The organism is Natrinema hispanicum (assembly GCF_004217335.1).
Taxonomy (GTDB): Archaea; Halobacteriota; Halobacteria; order Halobacteriales; family Natrialbaceae; genus Natrinema; species Natrinema hispanicum.
The window spans coordinates 15,201-39,786 of the sequence record NZ_SHMP01000003.1; the positions used below are offsets into that span (position 1 = coordinate 15,201).

Consider the following 24,586-nt stretch of genomic DNA (forward strand, 5'->3'; position numbering starts at 1 on the left):
CTATCAGACACCTCCTTTGGCGGGTTTGTTGGTGATGTAGACCCCGTCCTGGAAGACACGGGTGTCCTTGCCGCTGACCTTCGTCAGCTGCTCGATGTCGGCCGCCGTCTGTCCGACGTCTTCTTTGTCGGGGCCGGACAGGACGAGTTGCTCGTCGTCGACAGAGACATCGGTCTCACCGTGGATAGTCGTGCGTCGCGGTGCCTTTTCGCCGAGGAAGTTCTCGATGACGACGTCCTCGCCTTCCACACGGACCTGCATTGGGAAGTGAGAGTAGAAGACCTCCATCTCGTACTCCCAGCCCTCGGTCACGCCGTGGAAAGCGTTGGTGATGTGGCTCTCGAAGGTGCCGACGGTCGAGTTCGTCTTCGCGTCCTCGGCGTCGCTTTCGATGACCACCTGGTCGTCGTCGACTGCGACGGTCACGTCGGGGTACCAGAGACGGCGCGAAACGCTGCCTTCCGGACCTTCGACGGTCACGTCGAATCGATCGACCTCGACGGTTACGTTTTCGGGGATTTCCAGTTCGACTCGCATGGTTAGTAGACGTATGCGATCACCTGGCCCCCAATACCCTTCTCGCGTGCCTCGTAGTGGCTCATGATGCCACTGCTCGTCGTGACGACGAGCGCACCGAAGTCTCGAGCGGGGAGATAGCGCTTCTCCCACTTCTCGAAGTCCTCAGCGCCAACGGCATAGCGGGGCTTGATGGGGCCGCACTCGTTGATCGCTCCTTTCAGTTCGACCTCGAACTGACCGGCTTTGCCGTCATCGACGTACTCGAAGCCGTCGATGTACCCGCGGTCGTAGAAGACCTCGAGCACGCTGCCGATCTCGTTCGAGGCGGGCGTTACCTCGTGGGTGAGATGACCCACACTCTCGGCGTTGTCGAGTCCCGAGAGCGCGTTGCTGAGTGGATCGTTTCCAGTCATGTTATCGATACTTCTTGAATCCCATGTCGCGGGCGATCTCACGGAAGCACTGTCGGCACAGGTTGATGTCGTACTTGCCGACCAGTCCCTGCTCGCGGCCACAGCGCTGACAGGACTCGATCTGTCCCGTCCGCTTTGCGGCGTGCTCGCCCGTTCGGTCGTTTTCGGTTTCGCTTTCACTCATCGTCTGGGGCCTCCACGCTGACGTCGAAGTTCGCCTCGAGGAACGCGATGGCGTCCTCGTGGGTCAGTCGGTGGCTCGAGGGGATCGAGCGGGTGGCCTTGTCGCGCTTGGCGATGCGGTAGCCCGGACGCACCAGGTTGACGGTGACGTCCAGCCCGTAGATCCCGACGTTCGGGTCGTACTCCTGGCTCGGGAAGTCGGTATGTTCCTCGACACCGAAACTGAAGTTGCCGGTGTCGTCGAACTGCGTCGCAGAGATGTCCGCGAGCGGCAGCGCTTTCTCGAGGAAGTCGGAGGCGTCGTCACCACGAAGGGTGACCTTCGTGCCGATCGGGTCGCCCTGACGGATGCCGAAGTCGGGTTCGGTCTTTTTTGCCTGGGTCCGGACGCTCTCCTGATCCGTGACCTCCTCGATGATGTCCTCGGCCTTGCCGAGTTCGCGACCACCCTGGCCGACGCCCATGTGGACGACGACCTTCTCGACGCGCGGTTTGCGCATCTCGTGGAACTCGCCTGCCTCAGCTTCGCTCATTCATCATCACCCGTGAAGTTCTCGTCGATGACGACGACGTACTCTTCGATCGTTTCGAAGCCACCGTCGTCCGTCGAGACACCGACGGTGTTCGAGCCGCTGCCGGGCGTGATGTCGATCGCATCGACTTCGCCGATTTTGCCGCCGTGGTTGCCACGAACGGCCGTCACGAGTGCGCCCTCCTCGTAGGGGAAGTGGGCGACAATCGACTTGTCGTCGTTGTCGACGACGATCGAGTCGCGTGCGTTGTACTCGTCGTCCTCGACGAGGACGTTCGTCCCGTCGTGCAGCGTTAGTTGGGTCTGCCCGCCGGGGACCTGCTGTTTGCCCTCGATCTTGCCGAGGCGGCTCTGGGCAGCGTCCTCGTCGATCGCGGTCAGTGCAAGTCGACCGCCCTCGTCGGGGAAGACACGGTAGTACTCCTCGCGTCCGGGGAAGGCAACGATGTCGAACATGCCGATCGGGCGCTGTTCGTCGTTGATCGCATCCCCGTTGATGAGGATCGCATCCTCCGAGAGTGCGTAGCGCGCTTCCTTGCGCGAGTCCACGTAGCCGAGCACGTCCCGCAGGAGGACGACGAGCGGCACGCCGTCTTGGCCGTGCGGGCCGGCACCGGCTTTCACCGTGAAGGTCTCGGTCTTTCGCTCGACCGGCCAGGATTTCGGTACCGATAGTCGCTTCTGGTGTTTCGTCATTCGTTATCACCTTCGAGTCGCGCCTCGCGACGCTCGTCCTCTAAGTCGAGCTCCGTGATACGGACGTTCGAGGGGTCGAGCGGCCGGGGCACTTCCTCGCCGTCGGCCGTCTCGATGGTGACGTCCTCGACGTGAATCGTGCCGTCCTCGAGGATGGCACGGATGACCTCGCCGTCCTCGCCGGCGTGGTCGCCACGCATGACCTCGACAGTGTCGCCCGCGTTGACGCGGGTGCGTCGAGTGTCGTACTCCTCGCGAAGCTCGTCGGACAGCGTCGCGTGCAGCTGCTTCTGTCGCTTGTGCAGCGGCGCGTTTCGCGTCTGCGTTCGCTGTTTGTGTGGTTGTTCCGTCATATCTATACGATCATCGTCGCCGTGCTGGCGATTGCGCCGAAGCGTTCTGCGACTTCGCGGGCGATCGGTCCTTTGATCTCCGTCCCGCGAGGCTCTTCGTTCTCGTCGATGATGACCGCCGCATTGTCCTCGAACTTGAGTCGGGTGCCATCGGGCCGGCGGATCGACTTCCGCTGGCGGACGATGACGGCCTCGAGGACCTGGCGGCGCATCTCGGGGGTCCCCTTCGTGACCGAGACGGTCACTTTGTCACCGATACCCGCCTTCGGCTGGCGGCTCTTGGTGCCGTGGTAGCCCGAGACGCTGATGACCTTCAGTTCACGCGCGCCGGTGTTGTCGGCACACGTGACAAGGGAGCCCTTCTTCAGGCCCTGCGTGACGTCAGCTTTCATTGCCTCCATCACTGATCACCCTCGTCCGCGGCGAGGTCCTCAGCCGAGAGTTCCGGCTCAGGCTCGGCCTGACCCGTCAACTCGGCGACGTCCTCTGCGGTTGCTTCTTCAGTTACTTCGACGACCACGTGCGATTTCGTCTTCGACAGTGGTCGGGTCTCTGCGATCTTGACCGTGTCACCGACCGAGAGCGGCTCGAGCACGCCCGGCACGTGAGCCGGGATGCGCGAGCGACGTTTCATTTGGCGGTCATATTTGGGAACCGCCACGTCGTACTCTCGCTCGACGACTACGGTCTTGTCCATGTCCGTCGAGACGACGGTGCCTTCGAGGACCTGGCCTCGAACGGCGAGGTCGCCGTAGAACGGACACTTCTCGTAGTCGTATTCCTCCGGGTTTTCTGGTTCCGGAGGGGTTTCAACGTCTAGTCCTATTGCCATGGTGAGTCACCATTCGTTTCCGTGCGTCGGGCGGGTCGTGAGAGCAGCCGCGATCCATCGACCGTAACGTAGGCTACGTCCTCGCCAGCGCCGTCCACCGGGGGAGATTGCTCCACCCCAGCAGGTTGAGTGTCGGCCAGTTTGGACGCAGTCCCCGACTCCTTCGCGAAGTCGGCGGCGTCATCTGTGATCGCGAACTCGAACGTCGAGCCCGACTTTGGCACCATCACCACCCGTGACTCGCCGTCCGTTCGAACTTCTATCGAGAGGGTGTTGGTCGTCTCGATGACGACCCGTCCCTCCAGACCGACCCGCGAGGCGTCGTCGCTTTCGACGACGCGTACCGGCAGGCCGTTGAGTTCGTGTCGGGGTAGAGTCTCGGGTGTCAGTGCCATTGTTGTTTTATTCTTCGTCCTCGAGGTCGCCTTCCTCGCGCTGGATCGTCTTGATCCGCGCGATGGTGCGACTCAGTTCGCCGATGCGGCCCGGGTTCTCCGGAGCACCACCGGCTGCGAGGACGGACTTCTGGTTCAGCAGTTCGGTCTCGAGTTCGTCGAGCTCTTCTGCCCGTTCGGCGGGCGTCATGTCGCGGATCTCTTCGACGTGAAGGATCGCCATCAGGCGTCACCTCCCTCGTCTTCGTCTTCCGCTTCCATCTCCTCGACGAGTTCTTCGGCTTCCGCTTCGACGTCTTCCTCGAGCTCGTCGAGCTCTTCTTCGACGTCTTCGTCGCCGCCGGGGACTTCGACGTCTTCGAACTCCTCGTCGGCCTCGACTTCCTCTTCGATGACCTCTTCGACGACGTCTTCGTCGAGTTCGGCCTCGTCGGCTTCAGCAGCCGCAGCCTCGGCACCGGCTTCGGCGGCCTCGGCTTCCTCGGGTTCGCCCTCGAGGAGCTCCTCGACGCCTTCGGCCTCGTTGGCCTCGACGGCATCGGGGACGAGCTCTTCGGGGTCCATGTCTTCATTGACTTCGAAGTCGTCGGGGAGTTCGGCTCCCGGCGGGATGATCTTGACGTCGACACCGATGGTGCCGAGTTTCATCACCGCAACGCCCTGGCCGTGGTCGACGACCTCTTCGGCGGGTTCGCCGTTGTGCTTGATGTAGCCGCGGTTGAACTTCTCAACGCGCGAGCGGGCACCGGTGACCTTCCCGGAGAGGACGATCTCCGCGCCGAGTGCGCCGGCTTCCATGATCCGGTCGATCGTCGTGTGACCAGCCTTCCGGAAGTACCAGCCACGCTCGAGTGCGTTGGCCAGTCGGTCGGCGACGATCCGTGCGTTCAGGTCTGGTTCTTCGACCTCTTGGACGTCGATCTGAGGGTCCTCGAGGTTGAACCGCTCTTCGAGGGCCGTCGTGACCTTCCGGATGTTCTCGCCGCCTTTGCCGATGACCATCCCGGGCTTTTCGGCCTTGAGGACGATCTGGGTTCCCATCGGCGTCTTGGCGACGTCCATACCACCGTAGCCTGCGCGGCCGAGTTCTTCCTGGAAGAACTCGTCGATTTGGGACCGCTGGAGGCCGTTCTCGATGAATTGGTGTTCGTCAGCCATTAGCTATCACCTGTTTCGTCCTCGTCGACTTCCTCGACGATGATCTCGACGTCGACCTGCGGCGTGTTCCAGGAGGACGCCCGCCCCATCGCGCGGGGCTTGCGGCCCACGGACTCGCCGACCTTGTGGGCGGCGACGTGGGCGATCTCCATGGACGCACCGTCGAAGCCCTGACTGTCCGCGTTGGCTTCGACGTTCTCGAGCAGGTCGAGGAACTCCCCGGAGACCTTCTCGGGGTACTTGCCGGCATCCCAGCCGTCGACGTCGGAGCGGTGCCCCGCGCCAGCGTTGTGGGACTTGAACGGAACCGACTGTACTTCGTCGATGACGTCCTGGAGGTACGCCTGTGCGTCCGCGACGGTGCGGCCTTTGATCTCGCGGGCGACCTCCTTGCTGTGCTTGTGGCTCATCTGCCGCTCCCGAAGCATGGCTTTCGCCGTGGTGTCGGGGTCGGCGTCGACTGAGTAGTTGATTCCCATGCGTGGATCACTTCAGTGGGACGAACTTCGACGATCGGGTCGCGCCGATACCGGCCTGACCGTGCTCGACAGATGTCCGGGTGAGCCGGAACTCGCCGAGGTAGTGGCCGATCATTTCGGGCTCGACACGGACACGCTCGAACGACTGTCCGTTGTAGACCTCGAAGGTCAGGCCAACGAACTCCGGCAGGATCGGCATATCCCGCAGGTGCGTTCGAAGCGGCGCGTTCGCCGTCTCCTCTTCGTCCGCGTTGCGGGCCTCCTCGAGCAGCTTCTCTTTCTCGACGGAGAGACCGCGTTCGATACTTCGCCGCTGTCGTGCGGGCAGCAGTTCCACGACCTCGTCGAGCTCCATGTCCTGCAGCTCCTCGACCGTGTAGCCGCGGTAGGTGAACTCACCTTCACGGCCGGTTCGGTACTCCTGACTCATTTGTTGCCACCTCGACCGGTGCGTCGGGACGAGATGTCACCGACCTTCCGTCCCGGCGGGGCGTCCCGCGAGACGGACTTGGGTTTGCCGGGGTGCTGGCGGCCACCGCCACCGAACGGGTGGTCGACGGCGTTCATCGCCACACCACGGACGCGAGGCCACTTGGTGCCCCGGGCCTTCATCTTGTGGTACTTGTTCCCTGCCTTGACCATCGGCTTCTCCGTGCGACCGCCACCGGCAACAACGCCGATGGTGGCACGGCACTGCGGATCGAGGCGCTTGACCTCGCCGCTTGGAAGCTGGACGACCGCAGCGTTGCGGTCGTGAGTGATGAGGTCTGCGTTGGTCCCCGAGGCGCGGGCGAACCGACCGCCGTCGCCGGGGTTCGCTTCGACGTTACAGACCGGCACCCCTTCGGGAATCTCCGCGAGCGGGAGCGTGTTGCCGGGCTTGATCTCTGCGGAAACGCCGACCTGCAGCTCCTCGCCGACAGTGATTCCCTCGGGTGCGAGGATCAGTCGCTGATCGCCGTCGTCGAATTCGACGGCAGCAACCGGTGCGGATCGGGCCGGGTCGTGTTCGATGTCCACGACCGTCCCGCGCACGACATCGTCGTCTTCCTCTTTCTTGTGGTCGAGCTTCGCCTTGTACCGGTGCGACGGGGCACGGAACGTGGAGGTCCCGCGACCGCGTCGTTGTCCTTGAATGCGTCGTCCCATGCTCAGAACACCCCGATTCGCGAAGCGACTTCCTGTGCGTCGTCGTCCTCGGAGAGGCGGACGACCGCTTTCTTTTTGCCGTTCATCGTAACCTGCGTGTTCACGTTCTCGACCGAAATCTCGAAGCGCTCTTCGACCTCGTCCCGAATCTCGGGCTTGGTCGCGTCCGGGTTGACGATGAACTGGAGCTTGTTCTCGAAGTCCATGTCGTCCATCGCCTTCTCGGTCACGAGCGGGTGTTCGATGATCGAACTCATCGGTCAGCCACCTCCTCGAGTGCGCTCTCGGTCCAGACGGTGAGCCGTCCGGGCTGTGCGCCGGGCGCGAGATCCTCTGCGTTGACCTCGGCGGCGGTCGTCACGTCGGCACCCGCGAGGTTGCGGGCTGCACGGGACGGACCGGTCTCGCTCGAGGTGACAAAGAGGATCGACGTCGGCGTCTTGTACTTGCGGCCACGGGCTTTCCCCTGACCGGAGCGGACGCTGCGACCCTCGTCTGCGCGTTCGATGTCGTCTGCGAGGCCGGCAGCCTCAAGGAATTCGACGACCTCTCGCGTCTTGTTGAGGTCCTCGAACTCGTCGGAGACGACAACCGGGATCTCGGCGTCGTCGTCGAACTCGTGGCCACGTTCGGCGACGAGTTCGGCGTCGGTCGTCGCAGCGATGGCGCTGCGGACGGCCAGTTTCTTTGCTTTCGTGTTGATCGATTCGGACTGGTCCTTTTCGGCTTTCGGCGGGTGGGCTTTGCGTCCTTTGATCGTCTGGGGAACGCGTCGACCGCGACCCTCCTGTCGTGGGACGTGAGCCATGCCTCGGCCGCTCCCGAACGATTCGGCCGGCGTTCGAAGGCCGGCGAACTCGTCGGCACCGTAGTCCTGTTTTCGGTTGGCCTGTGCGGCACGCACGGCGCGGCCGATCAAGTCCGGGCGGTACGTGGTCTCGAAGACCGCCGGGAGCTCGACCGTTCCCGCCTCGGAGCCGTCCAGGTCTCGTACTGTTGCGTCCATGTGTTATCCCTGGTTGGATGCGGTGGAGACGTAGCGCACCTCGGGGTCGAGGCGCGGCTGGTCTCCGGGTCGGATCGCCGGGCGGAAGCGCACGAGGCGCTGCTGTGGCCCGGGCAGCGAGCCCTTGATCAACGCGTGCGGGCCGTCGACTTCGCCGTAGTTGACGAAGCCGCCGTCGACCGTCGCGTCTGCGCCATCGCCGATGTCGACGAGGCGCTTGTTCAGTTCCGTCCGCTGGTGGTAGCCGGTCTGCCCCTGCTGGGGGACCGTCGAGCGGACGCGAGATGGGTTCCAGGGGCCGAGGTTGCCGATGCGGCGACGCCAGCCCTGCCGGGCGTGTTTGCCCTTGCGTTTCTGGACGCCCCATCGCTTGACGGGACCCTGGGTCCCTTTCCCTTTCGTGACGCCGCTTGCGTCGACGTACTCGCCGGCGCGGAACACGTCGTTCATCACGTGTTCGCCGCCGTCCTCGAGCAGTTCGAGGGCGAAGTCGACGCGTTCGTCGACGGAGCCGCCGCCGACGCGCGTTTCCATCACGTCCGGTTTCTTCTTGGGTACCGAGGGAACCTCCGACGGTACCGTGTGGGTGATGACGCGAACGTCGTCGACGCGGCCCTCCTCGTGGAGGCCACGGAGCTCGTCCGTGGCGGCGTCGGCGTCGTAATCGTCACCGGGAAGGTCCAGGACGCGATCGAGTTCGGGGACGAACTCGTCGGTCCAGACCTCGGTCAGTGGCTTCATACCGTACGGCGTGTCTTCGTACGCTCGCAGGGACACGGCGCGCATCGGCGGCGTCTCCACGATCGTCACAGGGACGGTCTGTTCCATCCCTTCGGTCGGCGAATTCGATTTATCGTCGACCATGACGACGTGGGTCATGCCGGCCTTGTAGCCCGCGAACCCCTGCAGCGTCGGCTGTCCGTCGTCGTCCGGCCACGAATTGAACCGTGGGACCTCGCTGGTCGCACGCTTTCGTGGGCCGAACCCGAGTGAGCCTTTGCGTGGTCTATTTGCTTGTGGCATGCAATCACTCTCTGAGTGAGAGGGGAGCGAGGGTGGCGAACAGAGCCTCCTCCGTTCGCACGACCTCGCTTCCCTGGTTCGGAACCGTGTTTAGCCAGAGGTCGAACCCCGGATCGGCAGTGGGTTCGACTCCGTCATCCCCGTCCGTGGCTGTCTCCTGGACAGCCCCGACAGCGGATGCCTCGATTCCGAGGATATCCGGCAACCCTCGTTCGGGCGCGCCGAAGGCGACGGTCATCCCGTCGCCCTCGACGCGGCCGGCCAGCGTCTCGAGCCGCCCGACGGTGAGTTCTTCACCGAATCGGGAGGCGGCAATACAGACGCCAGCGTCCTCACGGCCGAGTGCTGCCGAAAGGTCCGTCTGCTCGATCGAAAGCCCCGGAAGGGGTTCGTCGACGAGCTTCGCCCGGACCGGTCGTCGCGAAGAGATCCTGACGGTTACGCGCTCTCCCTCCTCGACCTCCATGTCAGGAGGCGTGTTGAGGGAGATCGGGTGTTGCAGTCCGCAATTGACCCGGACGCGCCCTTCAGGTCCGACCTCGGTCACGATCCCTTGTCTTGACGACCCCGAACCGTTCGATTCGGAGCCGGTCTGTGACACCGCGCGGAGCGGCGGCAAGACCCCAACGTACTCCAGTTCGTCCCGCATTCCCCAGACCTCGTTGCGGAGGTATGGGGGCGTTGCGGCGTACCGTAAGACGGTCGCAACGAACCCGCCGTCGAATTGCCCCGTTTCGCCGTCCCGATCGGGATAGACGATGAGGCGATCGGCCCGGAAGATCGTCGCCGCGCGGGCGACGTATCCGAGTTTGCGAGTTGCCTCGCGTTTGTCCTCGGCTTCCCGGCTGAGCGACGACGGCACGAGTACGCTGATGGTCATGCCGAGACGCTTCGGCACCGCGTCACTAGACTGTAGCGATGTATTGCGGAGAGGGTCTTAAAAGAATAGCGGATTCGATTCCGGCTGACAACCGCTCACACCCGCGAATTCGTGCCGAACGGGAACACACTCACGTTCGGCAACTGGTCGCAAACGGCCACTGTCGAATGCGGATCATATTACCGGCTCCTGGGAGAGTGTCGCTGCTTCGCGATCAAAAATCGGCATGTCGAACCATGCCGAAGGACGGCAGATTCGCAACCCTTATACATCTATCCTGCAGTAGGTATGAGTGCAGCAGGGCGCTGGTAGTGTAGTGGTATCACGTGACCTTGCCATGGTCACAACCTGGGTTCAAATCCCAGCCAGCGCATTTCTCTGAATTCAATCCCGCGAGCGATCGCGGTAGCGTGTCGCGAGCACACACTGAATTCAGAAAATCGCTCTGGATTTGAATGAGGCCAGACGCGCGCAGTGAAACGAGCACGTCTGGACGTGGTTCAAATCCCAGCCAGCGTACGTCTCCGAACGGACTTCTCCAAACGATCATTTTGATCGACTCGCGGGCGCGAGAGAAATTGAGTATCGCTCAGTAACTTCGAGCCACCGGATACCCTCATATGCCTGATTGATTTGTTAGCGAACGTTCTGTTTCGATGTTCGTCAGTTATAAATAGGTATGGCACAATTGTCTATTTGCACTCGAGATAACCTGGCTGACCGAGGCCAGTCGAGGGCGCTGGTAGTGTAGTGGTATCACGTGACCTTGCCATGGTCACAACCTGGGTTCAAATCCCAGCCAGCGCATTTCTCTGAATTCAATCCCACGAGCGACCGCGATAGCGCATCGCAAGTACGCGGTGAATTCAGGAACGCAGTTTTCGGATGTGAAGCAGACTGATATTCCGCGAGCGGAGCGAGCACGCCTGGTCGTTGATTCAAATCCCCGCTGAACCGTGTGTCTCAACGAATACTCGAGAGCGTAGCTGGTGTCTAAGCGCCGTTCCGGCTAGTTGTGTTCCGCAGCGAGGTCCTCGAGCGCCAATTCGAGGTTCCACGCGTTAGCCTTCCAGACCGAGTCAAAGAGCACACCGAGAACGGGGACGGAGCCGACCACGGCGTCGACACCGACGTTCGCAAGCATGCGAAGGAGCGTCGATCGAGAGACCCCCATACGAGCAGCTTCGACGACGAGATACAGCGAGACGACCGCGGCCGCGGTATCGCCAGCTCCCGGGAGGATGCCGACGATCGGATCGAGGCCGACTCGAGCGTCCGTTCCCGGGACTCGAATTCCCTCGTCGAGTGTGTGCGCGACGAAGCGCATGCGCTCGATCGCGCCATCGTCGACCGTGGCGGGGAGATCGTCCTCGAGTGTCTCGAGGTCCGTGCTGAGGGCGGCTGCTGTGTCGGATGCCATACCCTCGATTGGGCCTGTTTGTCGATAAAGTCAGGGGTGGCCGTGGCAAGCGGCGACAGCCGTCGCGTCAGCATTCTGGTGTGCTCGAGAGACACCACGTGACCCTCACGCACAGCATTCAGACAGGGGTGTATATCACGTTTGCGTACTGTTAACGGCTGCGAGTGACTTTTATACTATGAGAGGGTACTCAACAGTGCACGATTGAACGATCAGATCTAGCAATGCAGACGGACTTCTCACCTGCGGACGGCATGACCGACCTCCAGTACGACCAGCCCAATGACCGCTACGTCTTCCACCACGACACCGACGGGACGGCGACGATCACCACGACGATCGTCCACGCGCTGGCGTCGATCGCGGACACCGACGTCTCGCAGGGAGAGTTCTCCCTGTACGATAGCGTCGACCCGGACGCACTCGAGCGCATCTTCGCCACGAAATCGGACGGCACCGAGCGGACGGGTGGCCACGTCGCGTTCACCGCGCTCGAACACGAGGTGTACGTTTACGCGAACGGTGACGTGATCATCTATCCACCGACGGGGACGCCTCGAACGCCGACGAGAGCCTGACCGCGGGTCGGGTATCCATACGCAACCGCGCTGATCGTTTTTCGAAACCGTCCATCTTGTTAGCGCCGCGGTCGCTCGGTGCGCGCTCCCGGCCAGCCCTCCCTCAGAGAAAACCGCCGGATTGCACGGATTTAGGGAGCCATCGATCGTTGCTCGGTCGTATGACGGTAGTCGCGCTCCTGAGCGTTGCACCGGTAATCGAAGACAGTATGGCCGGCGAGGTCGCGAAGGCGGTCGACGCACTCGAGGATTACGACGTCAGCTACGAGACGAACCCGATGGGGACGGTGATCGAAGCCGAGACGACGGACGAACTCTTCGCGGCCGCACAGGCGGCCCACGATGCGGTCGATGCCGACCGCGTGAGCACAGTCTTAAAGATCGACGATAAGCGGACGCGTGATATCGACGCTGCGGAGAAGGTCACGGTCGTCGAAGACCAGCTCGGTCGGCCAGCCCGGACCCGGAAAGAGTGACCCTCTGACTGTACGGTCTGCTGTCAGTCATTTCCGGTGCAACCGCGACCTGTCCTGCGGTTGCACCGGTAAATCGGTACAGCAGACCGTATGAACAACGCACACCGGCGGGTGCTTGGAACAGACGGCTCAACACGCAACCCAGCAGAGCGACTGGGTCAGATATGGAACAGACGACGCTCACAGTCAGGGATCTGTCCGGTGCCGACAACGAACGAACCGTGACGACCGCACTCGAGTCTCTCGAGGGAGTCGTGTCTGCCCGCACGGACCACGAACTCGACGAGATACGAGTCGAACACGACGCGTCGACGGTCGACGCGACGGCGCTGGCGAAGACGGTCGAGAATGCAGGGTACAGCGTCGACGAGTAGCGAGCCGCGACAGCACCGCATCGGGTATGCCGCCAGCAGTCCGGACTGACAAACGGTTTTACCACGGAGGCTGAAGCCCGTCGCATGGAAAGTCTCAATCGGATGGCGATCGAGCTGGTCGACGAGGCCCTCGACTACGCCGAGGAGCTGAATATCGGCGGCTACGACCTCGCGAACGACGCGACGGTACTCGACTTCGGCCTCGAGTTCGACGGCGGGATCGAAGCCGGACTGTTACTGACCGAGATTCAGACGGCGGGGATGGCGACGCCGAGCTACGAACTGGGCGAACTCGGCGACGCTTCGATCCCCTACGTGGAACTGTCGACCGACCAGCCCGCACTCTCGCTGTTGTGCTCCCAGAAGGCCGGCTGGGAGCTGACAACCGAGGATTTCGAGGGGCTTGGAAGCGGGCCTGCGCGGGCGCTCGTAGCCGAAGAAGAGGAGTTCCGCCGCGTCGGCTACACCGATGCGTTCGATCTGACGGCGCTGGCCGTTGAGACCGAACTCGAGCCGACCGAGGCCGCGGCCGAGCAGGTCGCCGACCTCGCCGAGGTCGAGACGAGTAGCGTCTTCCTGCTCGCGTACCGAACCGCCAGCCTCGCCGGCAGTATCACGAACGCCGCCCGCACCGCTGAACTCGCCACCTTCCGGCTCGCCGAACTGGGCTACGATCCCCTCGACATCGTCTCGGCGACCGGTCGCGCCCCGGTTGCACCCATTGCGAGCGACGAACGGACGGCCATCGCGCGGACGAACGACGCGATCGCCTACGGTGGGCGTGCCCATCTTACCGTCCGGGAGGACGCTGATTTCTTCGACTCGGTGCCGTCGACCGCCGCCGAGGATCACGGCCGCCCGTTTGGCGAGGTCTTCGACGACCTCGACTGGGAGTTCGAGGAAGTGCCCTCGGATCTCTTCGCGCCCGCAACGGTGACGATCGACGTGCTCGGCGGGCCGACGTACGTCTACGGCGAGACGGACGAGCAGCTCCTCGTCGACTCCTTCGATCTCTGAGGCGCTCGAGGTCGTCAACACAGAAGATATGATGACTCCGCGCCCGCGTGGGCGCGGAATCCAAGCGAAGAATCGAGACGAAAACGGCGAATTCTACTCGTCAGAGAGCCGGCCAGGCGTCCACTCGCTGTCGACCGCTTCGTGGGTGAACGGTTTCGCGTCCTCGCCGGCGTAGGTGGCCACGAGCTGGCCGTCGCCCTCGAGGTGGTACTTGTAGGTCGTCAGTCCCTCGAGGCCGACGGGGCCGCGGGCGTGGATTTTGCCCGTGCTGATGCCGACTTCGGCACCGAGCCCGTAGCGGTAGCCATCGGCGAAACGGGTCGAGGCGTTGTGGAAGACGCTTGCGGAGTCGAGGCTGCGCATGAATGTGCTTGCGCGGTCTGTGTCGTCGGTCACGATCGACTCGGTGTGTTTCGAGCTGTGGACCGTGATGTGGTCGATCGCGGCCGTAAGCGAGTCGACGACTTTGATCGAGACGATGAGGTCGCCGTACTCGGTGTCCCAGTCGTCGTCAGTCGCCGCCTCAGCGTCGATGATCTCGCTGGTAGCTTCGTCGCCGCGGATCTCGACGTCAGCCGTCTCGTAGCGGTCGGCGATCGCCGGCAGGAACTCGTCGGCGACGTCTTCGTGGACCAGTAGCGTCTCGACGGCGTTACAGACGGCAGGATACTGGACCTTAGCGTCGTAGGCGATGTCCTCGGCCATCGAGAGGTCGGCCGCGTCGTCGACGTAGACGTGGCAGATCCCCTCCGTGTGGCCGAGCACGGGGATGCTCGTGTTGTCTTGGATGTAGCTGACGAACTCGGAGCTGCCCCGGGGCATCAGCAGGTCGATCGCGTCATCCATCTCGAGCAAGGCAGTGACGTCCTCGCGAGCCTCGATGTGCTGGGCCCAGCCGTCGGGGATGCCCGCTTCGGCGGCAGCCTCCTCGATGATCTCGAAGAGGATCCGGTTGGAGTGCAGCGCCTCGCTGCCGCCTTTCAGGATCACGGCGTTGCCTGATTTCAGACCGAGCGCAGCGATCTGGACGAGCGCGTCAGGTCGGGACTCGAAGACGGTTCCGACGACGCCGATCGGCACGGCGACCTTGTAGAGTTCGAGATCGTCGTCGAGTTCGCGGGCCGAGAGCGTCTTGCCAAGCGGGTCGTCCTGCCCGGCGACGCTGCGGACCATCTCGGCGATGTCCTCGATCTTGGATTCGGAGAGTTTCAGCCGGTCGACGAGCGCCTGCGTGTACTCGCCTTCCTCGAGCAGCCGCTCGCCTTCGTCGATGTCTTTCTCGTTTTCCGTGAGGATCGCGTCGGTTCGGGCCTCGAGTGCGTCGGCGATCTCGTGGAGTGCCGCGCTGCGGTCCTCGTCGGAGAGCTTCGCGAGCTCTAGAGCCGCGGTCTGTGCCTCTTCGACATCGTGTTCGATATCGGTCTCAGTCATCGCTCACACCGTTGATGGGGATGAATATGGTTCCCACGGGTTTGGCAGTAGCGATCTTCTCGAGGACGTCGGGTTCGGTGGACTTCGCGATGACCGCTGGGATGCCGTGTTCGCTGACATCGCGTGCGCCTTCGACTTTGGTCTGAATGCCGCCGAATCCCGCAGAGGTGGTCTCGGAGATGATATCCTGCACCGTGTCGTAGTTGGTTCCGACGGCCTCGATGCGCTCGGCGTCGTCGTCTTCTTTCGGGTTCCCGGTGTAGACGCCGCCGACGTCAGTTAGCGTGACCAGCAGGTCGGCGTCGACGCCGATCGCCGCCGCCGACGAGAGCATGTCGTTGTCGCCGATGCGGATCTCCTCGGTCGCGACCGCGTCGTTCTCGTTGATGATCGGGACGACGCCCCAATCCAGCAGCGTCTCGATCGTGTTCCGGAGATTCGTAAAGCGCTCGGGGTTCTCGAGGTCGTGCTGGGTCAGAAGCAACTGCGCGACCTTCCGATCGTAGCGCCCGAAGCTCTCGGTGTAGTGGTGCATGAGGTGGCTCTGGCCGACGGTCGACAGCGCCTGCGATTCCTCGACAGTCCCGCTGGACGGTTCGATTCGGCCCGTCCCGGCACCGACTGCACCAGAGGAGACGAGGATGACATCCTTGTCACGCGAGAGGAGGTCTTCGAGGTCGTCGACAAGTTTGTCGAGCTTCTCGATGTCGAGGTTCGACTCGTCGTCGGTCAGCGAGTTCGTCCCGGCCTTGACGATCACGCGATCAGCGTCGGCTGCGAGTTGTCGTGTCTCGTCGATGGCCGCGTCCTCGAGTTCGCTACTCATCGCTGAACTCCGCTGCGAGTTCCGCAGAGCGTTCTTCGGCCGCGTTCACCGCCGCGGCGACATCTTCCTTGGCGGTGCTGTCCCAGAGGACCTCCATCCCTTCGATGGTCGTCCCGTTGGGTGAGCAGACGGCGTCGATCAGGTCATCGAGGTCCTCGTCCGACCGGAGAACCGTCTCAGCAGCGCCCTTGAACGTCTGGGCGGCCAGCGTCTCGGCGTCGTCAGGCTCGAGCCCGCCGTCGATGCCAGCCTCTTTCATCGCCTGAATGAGATAGAAGACGAAGGCGGGGCCGCTTCCGTTGACGGCGGTCGCGATGTCCATCTGACTCTCGTCGACCTCGGCGAACTCGCCGACGTCGTCGAGCAGCGTCCGGACCTCGTCAGGAACGTCGTCGCCGGTGATGGCCGCAGCCATGTTTCCGGTTTCGGCCGCGAGATTTGGCATGATCCGGACGACGTTCGCGTCGGTTCGCGCGCCGACGTAGTCGGTGGAGACGCCCGCAGCGATAGAGACCAGCGTCTGCTCGGGCGAGAGCTCGAGATCGTCCAGAACCGCGCCGACGATGTCAGGTTTCACTGCGACGACGACAACGTCGGCTTCGGCCGCCTCGGCGACGTCCGTCGTCGTGTGGTCGACGTAGTCGGCGACCGCCTCGAGTGCGTCGGGATCGAGGTCACACGCGGTCACCGTGTGATTTCCCGACCGATGGAGGCCCGTGATCAGGGCGCTCCCCATGTTACCACAACCGATAACGCTCGTCTGTACCATCTTACCCTAGCCCAGGAACCGAGACGGACATACCAACTTTGGTTTCGTTCTGCCCGCGGGGCGGGTTAGACGAGACCGAGAATCACGGTCGCGATCCCGTCGACGATCGTCTCCCAGATCGAGAACCCGGTCAGGATCTGCAAGACCGTGTCGAGTCCAAAGAAGAGAAACAGCGCCGCGCCGGCGAAGTGGGCCAGCCGAGCATCGAAACGATGCGAGAACCGGTGGAAGAAGTACGCATTAATTGCGCTCACGGGAATGATCGCAAGCATCTCGCCGGCCCAGATCGCGGGGTTGGCACCGTACTTGACCGCGAGTCCGATCGTGACAAGTTGGGTCTTGTCACCGAACTCCCCGACGGCCATCAGCGCGAAGATCGGGACGAACCCGCGGAGATACGGCGGGATATCGTACCCGAAAAGCGAGATGTCCAGTACGTCGCCCATCACCGTCCCGCCGTTGGTCACGACTGACTGAGTGCTCGTCTCGGGTGCCGACCTGATGAGCAACACCGCAAAGAGCAGGAACAGCCCTGCCGTGATCGCATCGAGGTAGATCGGCGGCAGTACGCCCCTGATCGCCGCACCGAAGAGGATCTCGAGGGCCGTCCACCCGGCAAAGGCGCTCCCTGCAGCGGCGACGACGATCCGTGGGTCGTACTGTGTCGAGAGCCCAGCGATAATGAACTGCACCTTCTCGCCAGGCAGCACCGACAGCTGGAGGACGAACGCGACGACGAGGATCTCGAGCCAGCCGGTCATGGCTCGAACGAAGTGAGAGCGCGCAGTCGTTCACATCGTCGGACGGACCGAGCGACCGCTGTTCGATCGCTCGAGTGATCGAGCAACCGCAACGGCGGATAGTCAATAATATCGCTGATGCCGCCAGTCATGGTCTGGTTTAGTCTCGTCTAATGTATACGGTTTACGGAGCAAAATATGGCGCGATCGATCGACGCGAACTCACAGGGGCGGCGACCCAACTCGATACCGGCGGTCACTCCATCGGCGAGACGTCAGTGACCGTGCCGACGCCCTTGCTGCGACCCTCGCGGAAGACGAACTTCTGACCCGCCTCGACGAGATACGGACGGAACTTGAACTCGACGGTGGTCGTGCCTGTATCTCCCGGCAGGAGGCGACCGTTCTCGGGGTGGAAGACGGCAGCTTCGCCGATCGTCTCGAGGTGGACCACCGGTTCGTAGCCCTCGCCGATGCGGGTGGGATGGTTGAGTACCATCACTTCGGCTTCGAACTCTCGGACTGGGTCAGGGTCGGCATCCCGAGGCAACAGGACCATGCCGCGCTCGATGGCGCTTTCTTTGATCCCTTTCAGCGCGATGCCGACGATTCGGCCCGCCTGTGCCTGATCGACCCGGTGGTAGTGCATCTCGATCGAACGGACCTCGACCTCCTGAAAGCGGCCGTCAGGCATGGGACCGATCAGGAGTTCGTCGCCGGCTTCGACTTCACCGGCCATTATGGTGCCCGAAGCGACCGCACCGACGCCGGTCACCGAGTAGCTGCGGTCGACGTACATCCGGAACTCGCCGGTATCCTGGGATGTCTTGGGGAGCCGGTCGAACAGTTCGTCGAGCGTCTCGAGGCCGTCCATCGTGATCGCGCTGGTCTCGACGATGGGGACGACGCGGTCGCTGATTTCCTCGACGGCGGCGTCGACGCCGTGGCGGCTGACCCGCAGCGGCGACTTATCGACGTCACGGAGGAGTCGTTCGACCTCGCGTTCGACCTCCTCGACGCGCTCGGCATCGACGGCGTCGGTTTTCGTGATCGCGACGATCGTCGGAAGCTCGGTTGCGAGCAACACGCCGAGGTGTTCACGCGTCGTCCGCGTTGGGCCATCGTCAGCGGCGACGACCAGCAGGCCGTAGTCGAGTTTCTGGCCGACGAGCCCGCGAATCGTTGTTCGGAGCCACGGCTCGTGGCCGACGGTGTCGACAAAGGAGACGAGCCGATCGGCCACCTGAACGACTTCGGCGCGGTCTGCCTTGCGATTCGGGTTCCGCACCCGGACCGGCCCCTCGTCGTCGAAGCCGTAGACGGCATACGACAGGTCAGCCGAGAGACCACGCTCGACCTCGTGGGGCTGAACGTCGAGGAACGCACGCGTCGCTCCGTCGCCATCGTCGGCTTTGCCCGTCACGAGCGAGCCCACGAGCGTGCTCTTCCCGTGGTCGACGTGGCCCGCCGTCCCGACGACGACGTGTTCGTCGTCCGTCTCGAGGACACCGCCTTCTCGTACCTTCGCGACGCCGACCAGACCACGCTCGGCCGTCTTCGATGTCCGATCTGCGTCGGACTCGAGCGAGTCCGAAACCCCATTGATCCCCCACGTCTGGACGTCTTCGATGTGTGCGTCGGCCTCTTCGGCCAGCAATGAGAGGACGTCCATCGTCTCGGAGAAGGTGTCAGGATCGATGCCAGCGAGACCGCCGTCGTCGGTGACGCCGACCACGTAGGTCGCCTCACCGTCGCCGGATAGCAAACGATGTCGCAGTTGCGCGGCCAGACTCTCCCGTCGTCCACCCTCGAGGTGGACGTCTCGTGACAGTCGTTCCTTGAATTCGACGTTGCCACCGTCCTGTTCGCCACGGTCCAGGGCTCGCTCGAGGAGAGCCCGGTCACGGCTCATATCCCCTGGTAGTTGGCCACATGGCAAAAGGCTTCCCGTAGATTGGCACTATATGACACAGTGCGGCTACCGAACTGGGAATCGACGGTCGGTCGCCCGTGCCGGGCCCGGTTTCAAGCACCTCGAGTGCGTTTCTCGGCGTATGAGCGTCAGCGGCCTCTGTCAAATCTGCGAATCGCGCCCCGCTCAGCACCGGTGTCCCAACTGCGGGACGCTCGTCTGCGAGATTCACTACGACGACGAGCTGGGGCTGTGTGCCGACTGCGCTGGGCAGGCCCGGCCGGGACAGCGCGACGACGTGGATATTAACCGGTTTTGAGTGTTGAGCGAGCCGACCGTGTCCGTTACGCTGTCGGAAAACATTTCACGCCGGTCGTCCTGTGAGTATATATGGGCGTGCAATCCCGCAGAGAGTTGACCGACGAGACCATTACTGTTACCAAGGAGGGACAGTGGTACGTCGCGACTGACGAATCAAGTGGGATTGCCAGCCAAGGTGAGACGAAAGTAGCAGCACTGGAAAACCTCGCCGAGGCACTTTCACTTCACGAGCGGCCGGTTCCAGAAAGCGACGAAGACACGGCTGATCCGTCAACGGCACCCTGGTTTTAGGACCCCTTCCCGCGCGCGTAAAGGGTTCCTTTTTACCGCAACCACGAGTACGCTGGCATAGAGTGACACGCGGAACGTATTCCGGTCGAGAGATCATACAGGTCCTTGGAAACTGGGGATTCCGCCGCGTTGATCAGACGGGTAGCCACGTCAAACTACAATACGTCAACCCAGATACCGATGAGACGCGCTACGTTATCGTTCCGCTGCATGATGAACTCGCGACCGGGACACTCCGAAGCATCGCAACACAGGCCGGGGCGGAGGATTTTCAGGCTTTTCTCGACGAGATGGACGAGATGATTTGAGTAACCCATCAAGTGTAGACATGTTGTAATCAGATATCGGAGTTTTAGAAAACTACATTCAAGAGCCACAGTTCCAAGAATTGGATAAAACGAACTAGTGTTTACTCTCGATACTGGTTGAGCCGCTTTTTGAGCCGCTTTGCAGCCTGACCGCTGGCACTGGCGAAGTCTTTGCCATCATCTTCGCCCGCGAAGATAATTCCGCGCGAGGAGTTGACGAGTCCGACACCGTCTGCGAGCCCGTACTCGACGGCCGCCTCGGCGTCGCCACCCTGTGCCCCGATGCCGGGCACGAGGAAGGGGAGGTCGGGAACCTGCTCGCGGAGTTCCGCGAGTTCGTCCGGTTTCGTCGCACCCACGACCAGCCCGACATTGTCGTTTTCGTTCCAGAGGTCGGCGAGCGCGGCGACGCGCTCGTAGAGCGGTTCGCCCGTCTCGAGCGTCAGATCTTGCAGGTCGGCTCCGCCGGGGTTCGACGTCCGACAGAGGATGAAAACGCCAGACTCCTCGTCGGCGAGAAACGGCTGCAGCGAGTCCCGACCCATGTAGGGGTTGACGGTGATCGCGTCGACTGTCTCGAGCATCTGGGCGTACTGTCGGGTCGTGTTCCCGATGTCGGCTCGCTTGGCGTCCAGCAGGACAGGAACGTCCTTGCCGTGGGCGTAGGCGATCGTCTCCTCGAGTGCGCGCCAGCCGTCGGGGTCCTCGTAGAAGGCTGCGTTGGGCTTGTAGACGGCGGCGTGTTCGTGGGTCGCATCGATGATACGTCGGTTAAACGCCCAGCGAGGGAGGTCGTGATCCTGAAGATGGTCGGGAACGCGCGACGGGTCGGGATCGAGGCCGACGGAGACGACGCTGTCGACCGTTCGGATGCGGTCGTGCAGGCGGTCGAAGAAGTTCATGCCGGAACTGGCTTCGGGATGGTCGAAAAGGTTGCTATCCACGGCCCGGTCGATCGGGCCGCACCGATGGCTGCCGCGAGGCAGCGGATGCTGCGTTCGCCCATCCGGCATCCAAACATGTTGGGTAGTGCCTATTTCATTCGTCTTCTGGTCGACGACTGTATGGGAATCCGACGGAACGCGACGGCGGCTTCACGTCGTCTTCGCGGCCGGCTCCGGGCGGCACTGCTGCACGACCGAGACGCGACGGGAACTGAGACGACGCGAGACGACGGCGAAACGGAACATGCTGTCTCGAAGTCGGTCGGGAACCTCTTTCACTGCTCGCGGTGTCGGATCGTCTACATCGCCGCCGAGAAACGCAGCTGTTCGCAGTGTGATGGCGATGTCGAGGAAGTGCGATCGACGTTGGCCTGTCGAGGACCGTAACGTGGCCGAATCGGCTAGAGCGTGTGTTCTCGCTCGGTTCATACGGTCTGTTGTAACTGTGTACCGGTGTAACCGCAGGACGGTCGCGGTTGCACCGGCAATGATTTACAGGAGTCCGTATCAAGCCTCGAGGATTTCGATCAGGTTCCCCTCTGGATCGCGCAGAAACATGAGCGTGGTGCCGCTTTCGGTGGTCTGTGGCCCGCTGATCGTCGGCACGTCGTCGGGAAGTGACGCGGCGAACGACTCGAGGTCGTCGACCGAGAGGCCAATGTGTGTCGCCCCCGATTGGTTGAGCTCCGACGCCGATACGTCCGCCCCTTCGGGGTCGTATTCGACGAGTTCGATCCGAACGCCGTCGGCCTCGAGGTGGGCGAAGTCGGCGCTTGCGCCCTCGACCCCGACAGCGTCGGAAAACGCCTCGCCGCCGACGCTGAACCGAGTTGCAACCGGGAGGTCGAGCACGTCCCGGTAGAACGCGAGCGTCTCCTCGAGATCGGTGACGGTGATACCGACGTGGTGTGCGCTGAGTTCGGTCATCCGTCGTGAATCGACGCTGCACCGACGAAAAACGTTCGTCTGCGCGATGGCGGCGTGTCTCGAGCGACAACGAACGGCCGATCGTGGACGGGGCGCGATTAGCTCACGAATAGGTCGTCCACGAGGTCGGGGAAGATTTTGTCGGCAAAGTGAACCGCGAGGACGACGACGATCGGGCCGAGAAACAGGCCGTACCAGCCGAACGCGAGCGTCCCGAGAAAGTAGCCCAGAAGAACCAGCCCCATGTGGACGCCACTTCGTGCGGACAGAAATGACCGGGCGAAGAAGTCGGGAATGGTATCGACGACGACGAACGTGAGGGCGAAGAAGGCAATCGGATGCCAGAGTGGCGTCGCCGTCGTCACTGCAAGCCCCAGCAAGAGCAGTCCGTACGGAACGTAGACGATCTTCATTCCGACCGCCGGGATCAGCGTCCCGATCCCGATGAGCAACGAGAGCAACACCGGCGTTGCGACGACGGACCCGCTCGAGGCGAAGACGTTGAGACCGACGTACGTCGCGGTGGCGACGCCGGCCGCAACCGCGATCACCGCAAGATTGCTGACGAAGACCGTCTCGAGGTCACCATCGACCGCGGTCGTGTACTCGACGATCCGTTCGTCGTGGTCGACACTGTCGTAGAACCAGTGTCGTAGCTTGTGATCGTCCCGCAGGAGATAAAAGAGGAACGTGAGCATGAGAAAGAATCGCGCGAGGACCGAGAAGACGAAACCGGCGATCGACGAGAGGCGAGTGACGGCACTCGGCAAACGCTGCGCCAGCGTCCCCGCGACCGACCCACCCATTCCGGTCCCGAGCATCTCCCGCAGGCGGCCGATATGTCCCTCTCGGGCCAATCGCAGATATGGCTGGAAGACCGATCGATACGTCTCGAGGCTGCTCGTGGCAAGCAGCCGGTCGAGTTCCCCGAGCGCGACGACGCCTGCATAGCCGATGACGGCAACCATCGGGATGACGACGAACAGTATCGTGACCGTCGCGGTCACGTTCGGATGCTCGAGATAGCGATCGAGCCAGCGGTAGAGTGGCCGCGTCGCGTAATAGACGAAAATCGCAAAGAGCAGCGTCCCGACATAGCGAAAGAGGGCGAGTCCGATCAGCACCGCGATGACTAGCCCAAGGCCGGTCCAGAGGAGCCGCGTACCGTCACGGCCGCGCAAAACACCCATGCGCAGTTTCACGGGATTTGGTGGCAAAAGTGTCCGTCTTGAGTACCAATGCGGTGTGATCTCCCCGGAACTGTCGTGTTAGGACAGGGGTCACGCTGGCGTCCGGTATCGAGACTGCCGACACTCATCCGTCTGCTTCGATCGGATTCGGGAGCTGGGAGCGCTCGCATCGGTGTCGACCTGCTCGACGGTTCGGACCGTGGGGCCGTCGACGGTGACGGAGACGGAGAGTTCTGCAATCGCCGTCGCGACGGTGACGGTGGTCACAGCCCGACAGTCGTCAGGGAGTGGCTTATCCCGGGTCGTGTTGCTCGTTTGGATCGCTATCTCGGACACCCCTGTCGACCTCCGGCCGCACGTTGAAGAGTTCTGACCCGCCACGGGGTTCATCATAGGTGAGAGCGGCCGCTCGAGCCGAGAGTCCTGCCGGAGCCAGCGCTTATTTTTGGCGGGGTGGATGGGCCGGTATGACGCGCATCGCGCTGATCGCTCACGATCGGAAGAAGCCGGACCTCATCGAGTTCGCACAGACCCACGAGTCACAGCTTCGGGAGTACCAGTTGATCGCGACCGGAACGACGGGAAAACGGCTGCTCGAGGAAACTGACCTCGAAATCGAGCGCATGGAGTCCGGCCCGCACGGCGGGGACCTAATGATCGGTGCCGAGGTCGCAGCGGGGGACCTCGATGGGGTCGTCTTCCTCCGCGACCCGCTGCGAGCGCAGCCCCACGAGCCGGATATCTCGGCGCTGTTGCGGATCTGTGACGTGCAGGATACGGCGCTGGCGACGAACCTCGCCTCCGCGACGTTCCTCATCGAAGGACTCGCTGAGTAATGGCGGTCCCCATCCGGTTTCCGGCCACGAGTGACCCGGTGACCGGGTCATGCCATTTATGGCCACACGTTCCGCTCTTTATGATATGACCATCTACGAGAGCGACCTCCCCGGCGTCGGGAAAAAATTCGAGGTCGAACTCGACGGCAGCGAACGACTCGTCATCGTGACACATAATACAGGGAAACGGGAGGTCTACCTGAAACCGGACGCGGACGCCGACGGCGACAAACTGTTCGAGGTCTCGGATCGACTCGCCCGGAAGATCGGCACGATCCTGGAGGGGGCATACTTCCAGCCAGTCCAGGCCGATGCAGTCGAGACGATGCTCTCCGATGAGACCTACCTCGAGTGGTACACCGTCACGGCGTCGGCTGAAATCGCCGGCCAGAGCCTCGCCGAATCGAACATCCGCGATCGAACGGGCGTCTCGATCGTCGCCATCCAGCGTGGCGATGAACTGATCTCACCGCCGACGCCGGAGACGGTCCTCGAGATTGATGATACGGTAGTCGTCATCGGCGACAGCGAGGACTGTACCCGGTTCGAAGAGCTGCTCGGCGACGAACTCGAGGAGTGATCGAAACCGATGTGTTCGTCGGAGGTGA

Annotated in this window: 38 protein-coding genes and 2 tRNA genes; 12 read left to right on the top strand and 28 right to left on the bottom strand. The window is 62.8% G+C overall.

Going from position 1 to position 24,586, the window contains the following annotated elements:
• Window positions 1–3: 3 nt before the first annotated feature.
• Genes BDK88_RS00705 through BDK88_RS00790 form a run of 18 tightly spaced genes read right to left on the bottom strand, consistent with a single transcriptional unit; the run spans window position 4 to window position 9,618 of the window.
• Window positions 4–537 carry a 50S ribosomal protein L6 gene (locus BDK88_RS00705; RefSeq protein ID WP_130498709.1) on the bottom strand — a complete coding sequence of 178 codons (534 nt, stop codon included), beginning with the start codon at window positions 535–537 and terminating at the stop codon, window positions 4–6.
• Between the two features lie 2 nt (window positions 538–539).
• A complete protein-coding gene (locus BDK88_RS00710) occupies window positions 540–932 on the bottom strand; it encodes a 30S ribosomal protein S8 (protein WP_008011522.1) in 393 nt (130 codons plus the stop codon).
• 1 nt (window position 933) lies between these two features.
• A complete protein-coding gene (locus tag BDK88_RS00715) occupies window positions 934–1,116 on the bottom strand; it encodes a 30S ribosomal protein S14 (protein ID WP_130498710.1) in 183 nt (60 codons plus the stop codon).
• Complete coding sequence (locus tag BDK88_RS00720; RefSeq protein WP_130498711.1) at window positions 1,109–1,648, bottom strand: 50S ribosomal protein L5; 540 nt, start codon at window positions 1,646–1,648, stop codon at window positions 1,109–1,111. The genes BDK88_RS00715 and BDK88_RS00720 overlap by 8 nt, the downstream gene beginning before the upstream one ends.
• Window positions 1,645–2,343 carry a 30S ribosomal protein S4e gene (locus BDK88_RS00725; protein WP_130498712.1) on the bottom strand — a complete coding sequence of 233 codons (699 nt, stop codon included), beginning with the start codon at window positions 2,341–2,343 and terminating at the stop codon, window positions 1,645–1,647. Before BDK88_RS00725 ends, BDK88_RS00720 begins: the two co-directional genes overlap by 4 nt.
• Window positions 2,340–2,696, bottom strand: a complete 357-nt coding sequence (rplX, locus tag BDK88_RS00730; protein WP_130498713.1) for a 50S ribosomal protein L24 — start codon at window positions 2,694–2,696, stop codon at window positions 2,340–2,342. Before rplX ends, BDK88_RS00725 begins: the two co-directional genes overlap by 4 nt.
• 2 nt (window positions 2,697–2,698) lie before the next feature.
• Window positions 2,699–3,097, bottom strand: a complete 399-nt coding sequence (locus tag BDK88_RS00735; RefSeq protein ID WP_008011513.1) for a 50S ribosomal protein L14 — start codon at window positions 3,095–3,097, stop codon at window positions 2,699–2,701.
• Entirely contained in the window at window positions 3,097–3,528 is a 432-nt protein-coding gene (locus BDK88_RS00740) for a 30S ribosomal protein S17 (RefSeq protein ID WP_130498714.1), read from the bottom strand. The genes BDK88_RS00735 and BDK88_RS00740 overlap by 1 nt, the downstream gene beginning before the upstream one ends.
• Window positions 3,519–3,923, bottom strand: a complete 405-nt coding sequence (locus tag BDK88_RS00745; protein ID WP_130498715.1) for a ribonuclease P protein component 1 — start codon at window positions 3,921–3,923, stop codon at window positions 3,519–3,521. The genes BDK88_RS00740 and BDK88_RS00745 overlap by 10 nt, the downstream gene beginning before the upstream one ends.
• Before the next feature lie 7 nt (window positions 3,924–3,930).
• Window positions 3,931–4,146 carry a 50S ribosomal protein L29 gene (rpmC, locus tag BDK88_RS00750; RefSeq protein WP_130498716.1) on the bottom strand — a complete coding sequence of 72 codons (216 nt, stop codon included), beginning with the start codon at window positions 4,144–4,146 and terminating at the stop codon, window positions 3,931–3,933.
• Window positions 4,146–5,081, bottom strand: coding sequence for a 30S ribosomal protein S3 (locus tag BDK88_RS00755; RefSeq protein WP_130498717.1), 936 nt, complete (start codon window positions 5,079–5,081; stop codon window positions 4,146–4,148). Before BDK88_RS00755 ends, rpmC begins: the two co-directional genes overlap by 1 nt.
• Window positions 5,081–5,560 carry a 50S ribosomal protein L22 gene (locus BDK88_RS00760; RefSeq protein ID WP_130498718.1) on the bottom strand — a complete coding sequence of 160 codons (480 nt, stop codon included), beginning with the start codon at window positions 5,558–5,560 and terminating at the stop codon, window positions 5,081–5,083. Before BDK88_RS00760 ends, BDK88_RS00755 begins: the two co-directional genes overlap by 1 nt.
• A gap of 7 nt (window positions 5,561–5,567) precedes the next feature.
• Window positions 5,568–5,990, bottom strand: coding sequence for a 30S ribosomal protein S19 (locus BDK88_RS00765; protein ID WP_130498719.1), 423 nt, complete (start codon window positions 5,988–5,990; stop codon window positions 5,568–5,570).
• Window positions 5,987–6,709, bottom strand: coding sequence for a 50S ribosomal protein L2 (locus BDK88_RS00770; protein WP_092929696.1), 723 nt, complete (start codon window positions 6,707–6,709; stop codon window positions 5,987–5,989). Before BDK88_RS00770 ends, BDK88_RS00765 begins: the two co-directional genes overlap by 4 nt.
• Before the next feature lie 2 nt (window positions 6,710–6,711).
• Window positions 6,712–6,966 carry a 50S ribosomal protein L23 gene (locus tag BDK88_RS00775; RefSeq protein ID WP_130498720.1) on the bottom strand — a complete coding sequence of 85 codons (255 nt, stop codon included), beginning with the start codon at window positions 6,964–6,966 and terminating at the stop codon, window positions 6,712–6,714.
• A complete protein-coding gene (rpl4p, locus tag BDK88_RS00780; RefSeq protein WP_130498721.1) occupies window positions 6,963–7,715 on the bottom strand; it encodes a 50S ribosomal protein L4 in 753 nt (250 codons plus the stop codon). The genes BDK88_RS00775 and rpl4p overlap by 4 nt, the downstream gene beginning before the upstream one ends.
• Before the next feature lie 3 nt (window positions 7,716–7,718).
• A complete protein-coding gene (locus BDK88_RS00785) occupies window positions 7,719–8,738 on the bottom strand; it encodes a 50S ribosomal protein L3 (RefSeq protein ID WP_130498722.1) in 1,020 nt (339 codons plus the stop codon).
• Between the two features lie 4 nt (window positions 8,739–8,742).
• Window positions 8,743–9,618, bottom strand: coding sequence for a putative RNA uridine N3 methyltransferase (locus BDK88_RS00790; RefSeq protein ID WP_130498723.1), 876 nt, complete (start codon window positions 9,616–9,618; stop codon window positions 8,743–8,745).
• 302 nt (window positions 9,619–9,920) lie between these two features.
• Between BDK88_RS00790 and BDK88_RS00795 the strand changes: the two genes are divergently transcribed.
• Window positions 9,921–9,991 (top strand) — tRNA-Gly (locus tag BDK88_RS00795).
• Window positions 9,992–10,354: 363 nt separating this feature from the next.
• A tRNA-Gly gene (locus BDK88_RS00800) sits at window positions 10,355–10,425 on the top strand.
• Window positions 10,426–10,627: 202 nt separating this feature from the next.
• Here BDK88_RS00800 and BDK88_RS00805 read toward each other — a convergent pair.
• Window positions 10,628–11,038 (bottom strand): DUF4112 domain-containing protein, encoded by a 411-nt coding sequence (locus tag BDK88_RS00805; RefSeq protein WP_130498724.1) that lies wholly within the window; start codon window positions 11,036–11,038, stop codon window positions 10,628–10,630.
• Window positions 11,039–11,262: 224 nt separating this feature from the next.
• Between BDK88_RS00805 and BDK88_RS00810 the strand changes: the two genes are divergently transcribed.
• The 4 genes from BDK88_RS00810 to mch all read left to right on the top strand — a co-directional run bounded on the left by BDK88_RS00810 (window position 11,263) and on the right by mch (window position 13,483).
• On the top strand, window positions 11,263–11,616 hold the full coding sequence (locus tag BDK88_RS00810; RefSeq protein WP_130498725.1) for a HalOD1 output domain-containing protein: 354 nt from the start codon (window positions 11,263–11,265) through the stop codon (window positions 11,614–11,616).
• Window positions 11,617–11,777: 161 nt separating this feature from the next.
• Complete coding sequence (locus BDK88_RS00815; RefSeq protein ID WP_130498726.1) at window positions 11,778–12,092, top strand: MTH1187 family thiamine-binding protein; 315 nt, start codon at window positions 11,778–11,780, stop codon at window positions 12,090–12,092.
• Window positions 12,093–12,256: 164 nt separating this feature from the next.
• Entirely contained in the window at window positions 12,257–12,466 is a 210-nt protein-coding gene (locus BDK88_RS00825) for a heavy-metal-associated domain-containing protein (RefSeq protein ID WP_130498728.1), read from the top strand.
• Between the two features lie 84 nt (window positions 12,467–12,550).
• Window positions 12,551–13,483 carry a methenyltetrahydromethanopterin cyclohydrolase gene (mch, locus tag BDK88_RS00830; protein ID WP_130498729.1) on the top strand — a complete coding sequence of 311 codons (933 nt, stop codon included), beginning with the start codon at window positions 12,551–12,553 and terminating at the stop codon, window positions 13,481–13,483.
• A 93-nt stretch (window positions 13,484–13,576) separates the two neighbouring features.
• Here mch and BDK88_RS00835 read toward each other — a convergent pair whose 3' ends face one another.
• The 5 genes from BDK88_RS00835 to BDK88_RS00855 form a co-directional block, all read right to left on the bottom strand.
• A complete protein-coding gene (locus BDK88_RS00835; RefSeq protein ID WP_130498730.1) occupies window positions 13,577–14,914 on the bottom strand; it encodes a glutamate-5-semialdehyde dehydrogenase in 1,338 nt (445 codons plus the stop codon).
• On the bottom strand, window positions 14,907–15,740 hold the full coding sequence (proB, locus tag BDK88_RS00840) for a glutamate 5-kinase (protein ID WP_130498731.1): 834 nt from the start codon (window positions 15,738–15,740) through the stop codon (window positions 14,907–14,909). Before proB ends, BDK88_RS00835 begins: the two co-directional genes overlap by 8 nt.
• The gene (gene proC, locus BDK88_RS00845) at window positions 15,733–16,509 is read right to left on the bottom strand and encodes a pyrroline-5-carboxylate reductase (RefSeq protein ID WP_130498732.1); all 777 of its coding nucleotides are present in this window, start codon (window positions 16,507–16,509) and stop codon (window positions 15,733–15,735) included. The genes proB and proC overlap by 8 nt, the downstream gene beginning before the upstream one ends.
• 65 nt (window positions 16,510–16,574) lie before the next feature.
• Window positions 16,575–17,270 (bottom strand): TMEM165/GDT1 family protein, encoded by a 696-nt coding sequence (locus BDK88_RS00850; protein ID WP_130498733.1) that lies wholly within the window; start codon window positions 17,268–17,270, stop codon window positions 16,575–16,577.
• A 235-nt stretch (window positions 17,271–17,505) separates the two neighbouring features.
• Window positions 17,506–19,161, bottom strand: coding sequence for a GTPBP1 family GTP-binding protein (locus BDK88_RS00855; protein ID WP_130498734.1), 1,656 nt, complete (start codon window positions 19,159–19,161; stop codon window positions 17,506–17,508).
• A 142-nt stretch (window positions 19,162–19,303) separates the two neighbouring features.
• Between BDK88_RS00855 and BDK88_RS00860 the strand changes: the two genes are divergently transcribed.
• The 3 genes from BDK88_RS00860 to BDK88_RS00870 all read left to right on the top strand — a co-directional run bounded on the left by BDK88_RS00860 (window position 19,304) and on the right by BDK88_RS00870 (window position 20,081).
• Window positions 19,304–19,480 (top strand): zinc finger HIT domain-containing protein, encoded by a 177-nt coding sequence (locus tag BDK88_RS00860; RefSeq protein WP_130498735.1) that lies wholly within the window; start codon window positions 19,304–19,306, stop codon window positions 19,478–19,480.
• 71 nt (window positions 19,481–19,551) lie between these two features.
• Window positions 19,552–19,773, top strand: a complete 222-nt coding sequence (locus tag BDK88_RS00865) for a type II toxin-antitoxin system HicB family antitoxin (protein WP_130498736.1) — start codon at window positions 19,552–19,554, stop codon at window positions 19,771–19,773.
• 62 nt (window positions 19,774–19,835) lie between these two features.
• Window positions 19,836–20,081, top strand: a complete 246-nt coding sequence (locus tag BDK88_RS00870) for a type II toxin-antitoxin system HicA family toxin (RefSeq protein ID WP_130498737.1) — start codon at window positions 19,836–19,838, stop codon at window positions 20,079–20,081.
• Between the two features lie 101 nt (window positions 20,082–20,182).
• On the opposite strand, the gene pyrF is transcribed toward BDK88_RS00870, so the two are convergent.
• On the bottom strand, window positions 20,183–20,983 hold the full coding sequence (gene pyrF / locus BDK88_RS00875; RefSeq protein ID WP_130499757.1) for an orotidine-5'-phosphate decarboxylase: 801 nt from the start codon (window positions 20,981–20,983) through the stop codon (window positions 20,183–20,185).
• A 162-nt stretch (window positions 20,984–21,145) separates the two neighbouring features.
• On the opposite strand from pyrF, the gene BDK88_RS00880 reads away from it, so the two are divergent.
• Window positions 21,146–21,412: a hypothetical protein gene (locus BDK88_RS00880; RefSeq protein WP_130498738.1), complete on the top strand. Its 267-nt coding sequence runs from the start codon at window positions 21,146–21,148 to the stop codon at window positions 21,410–21,412.
• Window positions 21,413–21,532: 120 nt separating this feature from the next.
• Here BDK88_RS00880 and BDK88_RS00885 read toward each other — a convergent pair whose 3' ends face one another.
• The 3 genes from BDK88_RS00885 to BDK88_RS00895 form a co-directional block, all read right to left on the bottom strand.
• A complete protein-coding gene (locus tag BDK88_RS00885; protein WP_130498739.1) occupies window positions 21,533–21,952 on the bottom strand; it encodes a VOC family protein in 420 nt (139 codons plus the stop codon).
• A gap of 98 nt (window positions 21,953–22,050) precedes the next feature.
• A complete protein-coding gene (locus BDK88_RS00890) occupies window positions 22,051–23,142 on the bottom strand; it encodes an AI-2E family transporter (RefSeq protein WP_130498740.1) in 1,092 nt (363 codons plus the stop codon).
• 90 nt (window positions 23,143–23,232) lie between these two features.
• Window positions 23,233–23,478, bottom strand: a complete 246-nt coding sequence (locus BDK88_RS00895; protein WP_130498741.1) for a hypothetical protein — start codon at window positions 23,476–23,478, stop codon at window positions 23,233–23,235.
• Window positions 23,479–23,609: 131 nt separating this feature from the next.
• Here BDK88_RS00895 and BDK88_RS00900 point away from each other — a divergent pair, with 131 nt between their 5' ends.
• Together BDK88_RS00900 and BDK88_RS00905 are read left to right on the top strand one after the other, a co-directional pair.
• Complete coding sequence (locus BDK88_RS00900; RefSeq protein ID WP_130498742.1) at window positions 23,610–23,978, top strand: methylglyoxal synthase; 369 nt, start codon at window positions 23,610–23,612, stop codon at window positions 23,976–23,978.
• An 85-nt stretch (window positions 23,979–24,063) separates the two neighbouring features.
• Entirely contained in the window at window positions 24,064–24,558 is a 495-nt protein-coding gene (locus BDK88_RS00905; RefSeq protein WP_130498743.1) for a cation:proton antiporter regulatory subunit, read from the top strand.
• Window positions 24,559–24,586 lie beyond the last annotated feature (28 nt).

Coding starts and splice junctions, on each gene's coding strand:
- BDK88_RS00720 (WP_130498711.1), bottom strand. CDS start 1,648: ATGAGCGAAGCTGAGGCAGGCGAGTTCCACGAGATGCGCAAACCGCGC.
- BDK88_RS00835 (WP_130498730.1), bottom strand. CDS start 14,914: ATGACTGAGACCGATATCGAACACGATGTCGAAGAGGCACAGACCGCG.
- BDK88_RS00740 (WP_130498714.1), bottom strand. CDS start 3,528: ATGGCAATAGGACTAGACGTTGAAACCCCTCCGGAACCAGAAAACCCG.
- BDK88_RS00880 (WP_130498738.1), top strand. CDS start 21,146: ATGGGAATCCGACGGAACGCGACGGCGGCTTCACGTCGTCTTCGCGGC.
- BDK88_RS00810 (WP_130498725.1), top strand. CDS start 11,263: ATGCAGACGGACTTCTCACCTGCGGACGGCATGACCGACCTCCAGTAC.
- BDK88_RS00785 (WP_130498722.1), bottom strand. CDS start 8,738: ATGCCACAAGCAAATAGACCACGCAAAGGCTCACTCGGGTTCGGCCCA.
- rpl4p (WP_130498721.1), bottom strand. CDS start 7,715: ATGGACGCAACAGTACGAGACCTGGACGGCTCCGAGGCGGGAACGGTC.
- BDK88_RS00715 (WP_130498710.1), bottom strand. CDS start 1,116: ATGAGTGAAAGCGAAACCGAAAACGACCGAACGGGCGAGCACGCCGCA.
- BDK88_RS00775 (WP_130498720.1), bottom strand. CDS start 6,966: ATGAGTTCGATCATCGAACACCCGCTCGTGACCGAGAAGGCGATGGAC.
- BDK88_RS00735 (WP_008011513.1), bottom strand. CDS start 3,097: ATGGAGGCAATGAAAGCTGACGTCACGCAGGGCCTGAAGAAGGGCTCC.
- BDK88_RS00770 (WP_092929696.1), bottom strand. CDS start 6,709: ATGGGACGACGCATTCAAGGACAACGACGCGGTCGCGGGACCTCCACG.
- BDK88_RS00865 (WP_130498736.1), top strand. CDS start 19,552: ATGGGCGTGCAATCCCGCAGAGAGTTGACCGACGAGACCATTACTGTT.
- pyrF (WP_130499757.1), bottom strand. CDS start 20,983: ATGAACTTCTTCGACCGCCTGCACGACCGCATCCGAACGGTCGACAGC.
- BDK88_RS00890 (WP_130498740.1), bottom strand. CDS start 23,142: ATGGGTGTTTTGCGCGGCCGTGACGGTACGCGGCTCCTCTGGACCGGC.
- proC (WP_130498732.1), bottom strand. CDS start 16,509: ATGGTACAGACGAGCGTTATCGGTTGTGGTAACATGGGGAGCGCCCTG.
- BDK88_RS00850 (WP_130498733.1), bottom strand. CDS start 17,270: ATGACCGGCTGGCTCGAGATCCTCGTCGTCGCGTTCGTCCTCCAGCTG.
- BDK88_RS00760 (WP_130498718.1), bottom strand. CDS start 5,560: ATGGGAATCAACTACTCAGTCGACGCCGACCCCGACACCACGGCGAAA.
- rpmC (WP_130498716.1), bottom strand. CDS start 4,146: ATGGCGATCCTTCACGTCGAAGAGATCCGCGACATGACGCCCGCCGAA.
- proB (WP_130498731.1), bottom strand. CDS start 15,740: ATGAGTAGCGAACTCGAGGACGCGGCCATCGACGAGACACGACAACTC.
- rplX (WP_130498713.1), bottom strand. CDS start 2,696: ATGACGGAACAACCACACAAACAGCGAACGCAGACGCGAAACGCGCCG.
- BDK88_RS00755 (WP_130498717.1), bottom strand. CDS start 5,081: ATGGCTGACGAACACCAATTCATCGAGAACGGCCTCCAGCGGTCCCAA.
- mch (WP_130498729.1), top strand. CDS start 12,551: ATGGAAAGTCTCAATCGGATGGCGATCGAGCTGGTCGACGAGGCCCTC.
- BDK88_RS00900 (WP_130498742.1), top strand. CDS start 23,610: ATGACGCGCATCGCGCTGATCGCTCACGATCGGAAGAAGCCGGACCTC.
- BDK88_RS00705 (WP_130498709.1), bottom strand. CDS start 537: ATGCGAGTCGAACTGGAAATCCCCGAAAACGTAACCGTCGAGGTCGAT.
- BDK88_RS00825 (WP_130498728.1), top strand. CDS start 12,257: ATGGAACAGACGACGCTCACAGTCAGGGATCTGTCCGGTGCCGACAAC.
- BDK88_RS00815 (WP_130498726.1), top strand. CDS start 11,778: ATGACGGTAGTCGCGCTCCTGAGCGTTGCACCGGTAATCGAAGACAGT.
- BDK88_RS00725 (WP_130498712.1), bottom strand. CDS start 2,343: ATGACGAAACACCAGAAGCGACTATCGGTACCGAAATCCTGGCCGGTC.
- BDK88_RS00885 (WP_130498739.1), bottom strand. CDS start 21,952: ATGACCGAACTCAGCGCACACCACGTCGGTATCACCGTCACCGATCTC.
- BDK88_RS00860 (WP_130498735.1), top strand. CDS start 19,304: ATGAGCGTCAGCGGCCTCTGTCAAATCTGCGAATCGCGCCCCGCTCAG.
- BDK88_RS00855 (WP_130498734.1), bottom strand. CDS start 19,161: ATGAGCCGTGACCGGGCTCTCCTCGAGCGAGCCCTGGACCGTGGCGAA.
- BDK88_RS00745 (WP_130498715.1), bottom strand. CDS start 3,923: ATGGCACTGACACCCGAGACTCTACCCCGACACGAACTCAACGGCCTG.
- BDK88_RS00805 (WP_130498724.1), bottom strand. CDS start 11,038: ATGGCATCCGACACAGCAGCCGCCCTCAGCACGGACCTCGAGACACTC.
- BDK88_RS00765 (WP_130498719.1), bottom strand. CDS start 5,990: ATGAGTCAGGAGTACCGAACCGGCCGTGAAGGTGAGTTCACCTACCGC.
- BDK88_RS00710 (WP_008011522.1), bottom strand. CDS start 932: ATGACTGGAAACGATCCACTCAGCAACGCGCTCTCGGGACTCGACAAC.
- BDK88_RS00905 (WP_130498743.1), top strand. CDS start 24,064: ATGACCATCTACGAGAGCGACCTCCCCGGCGTCGGGAAAAAATTCGAG.
- BDK88_RS00790 (WP_130498723.1), bottom strand. CDS start 9,618: ATGACCATCAGCGTACTCGTGCCGTCGTCGCTCAGCCGGGAAGCCGAG.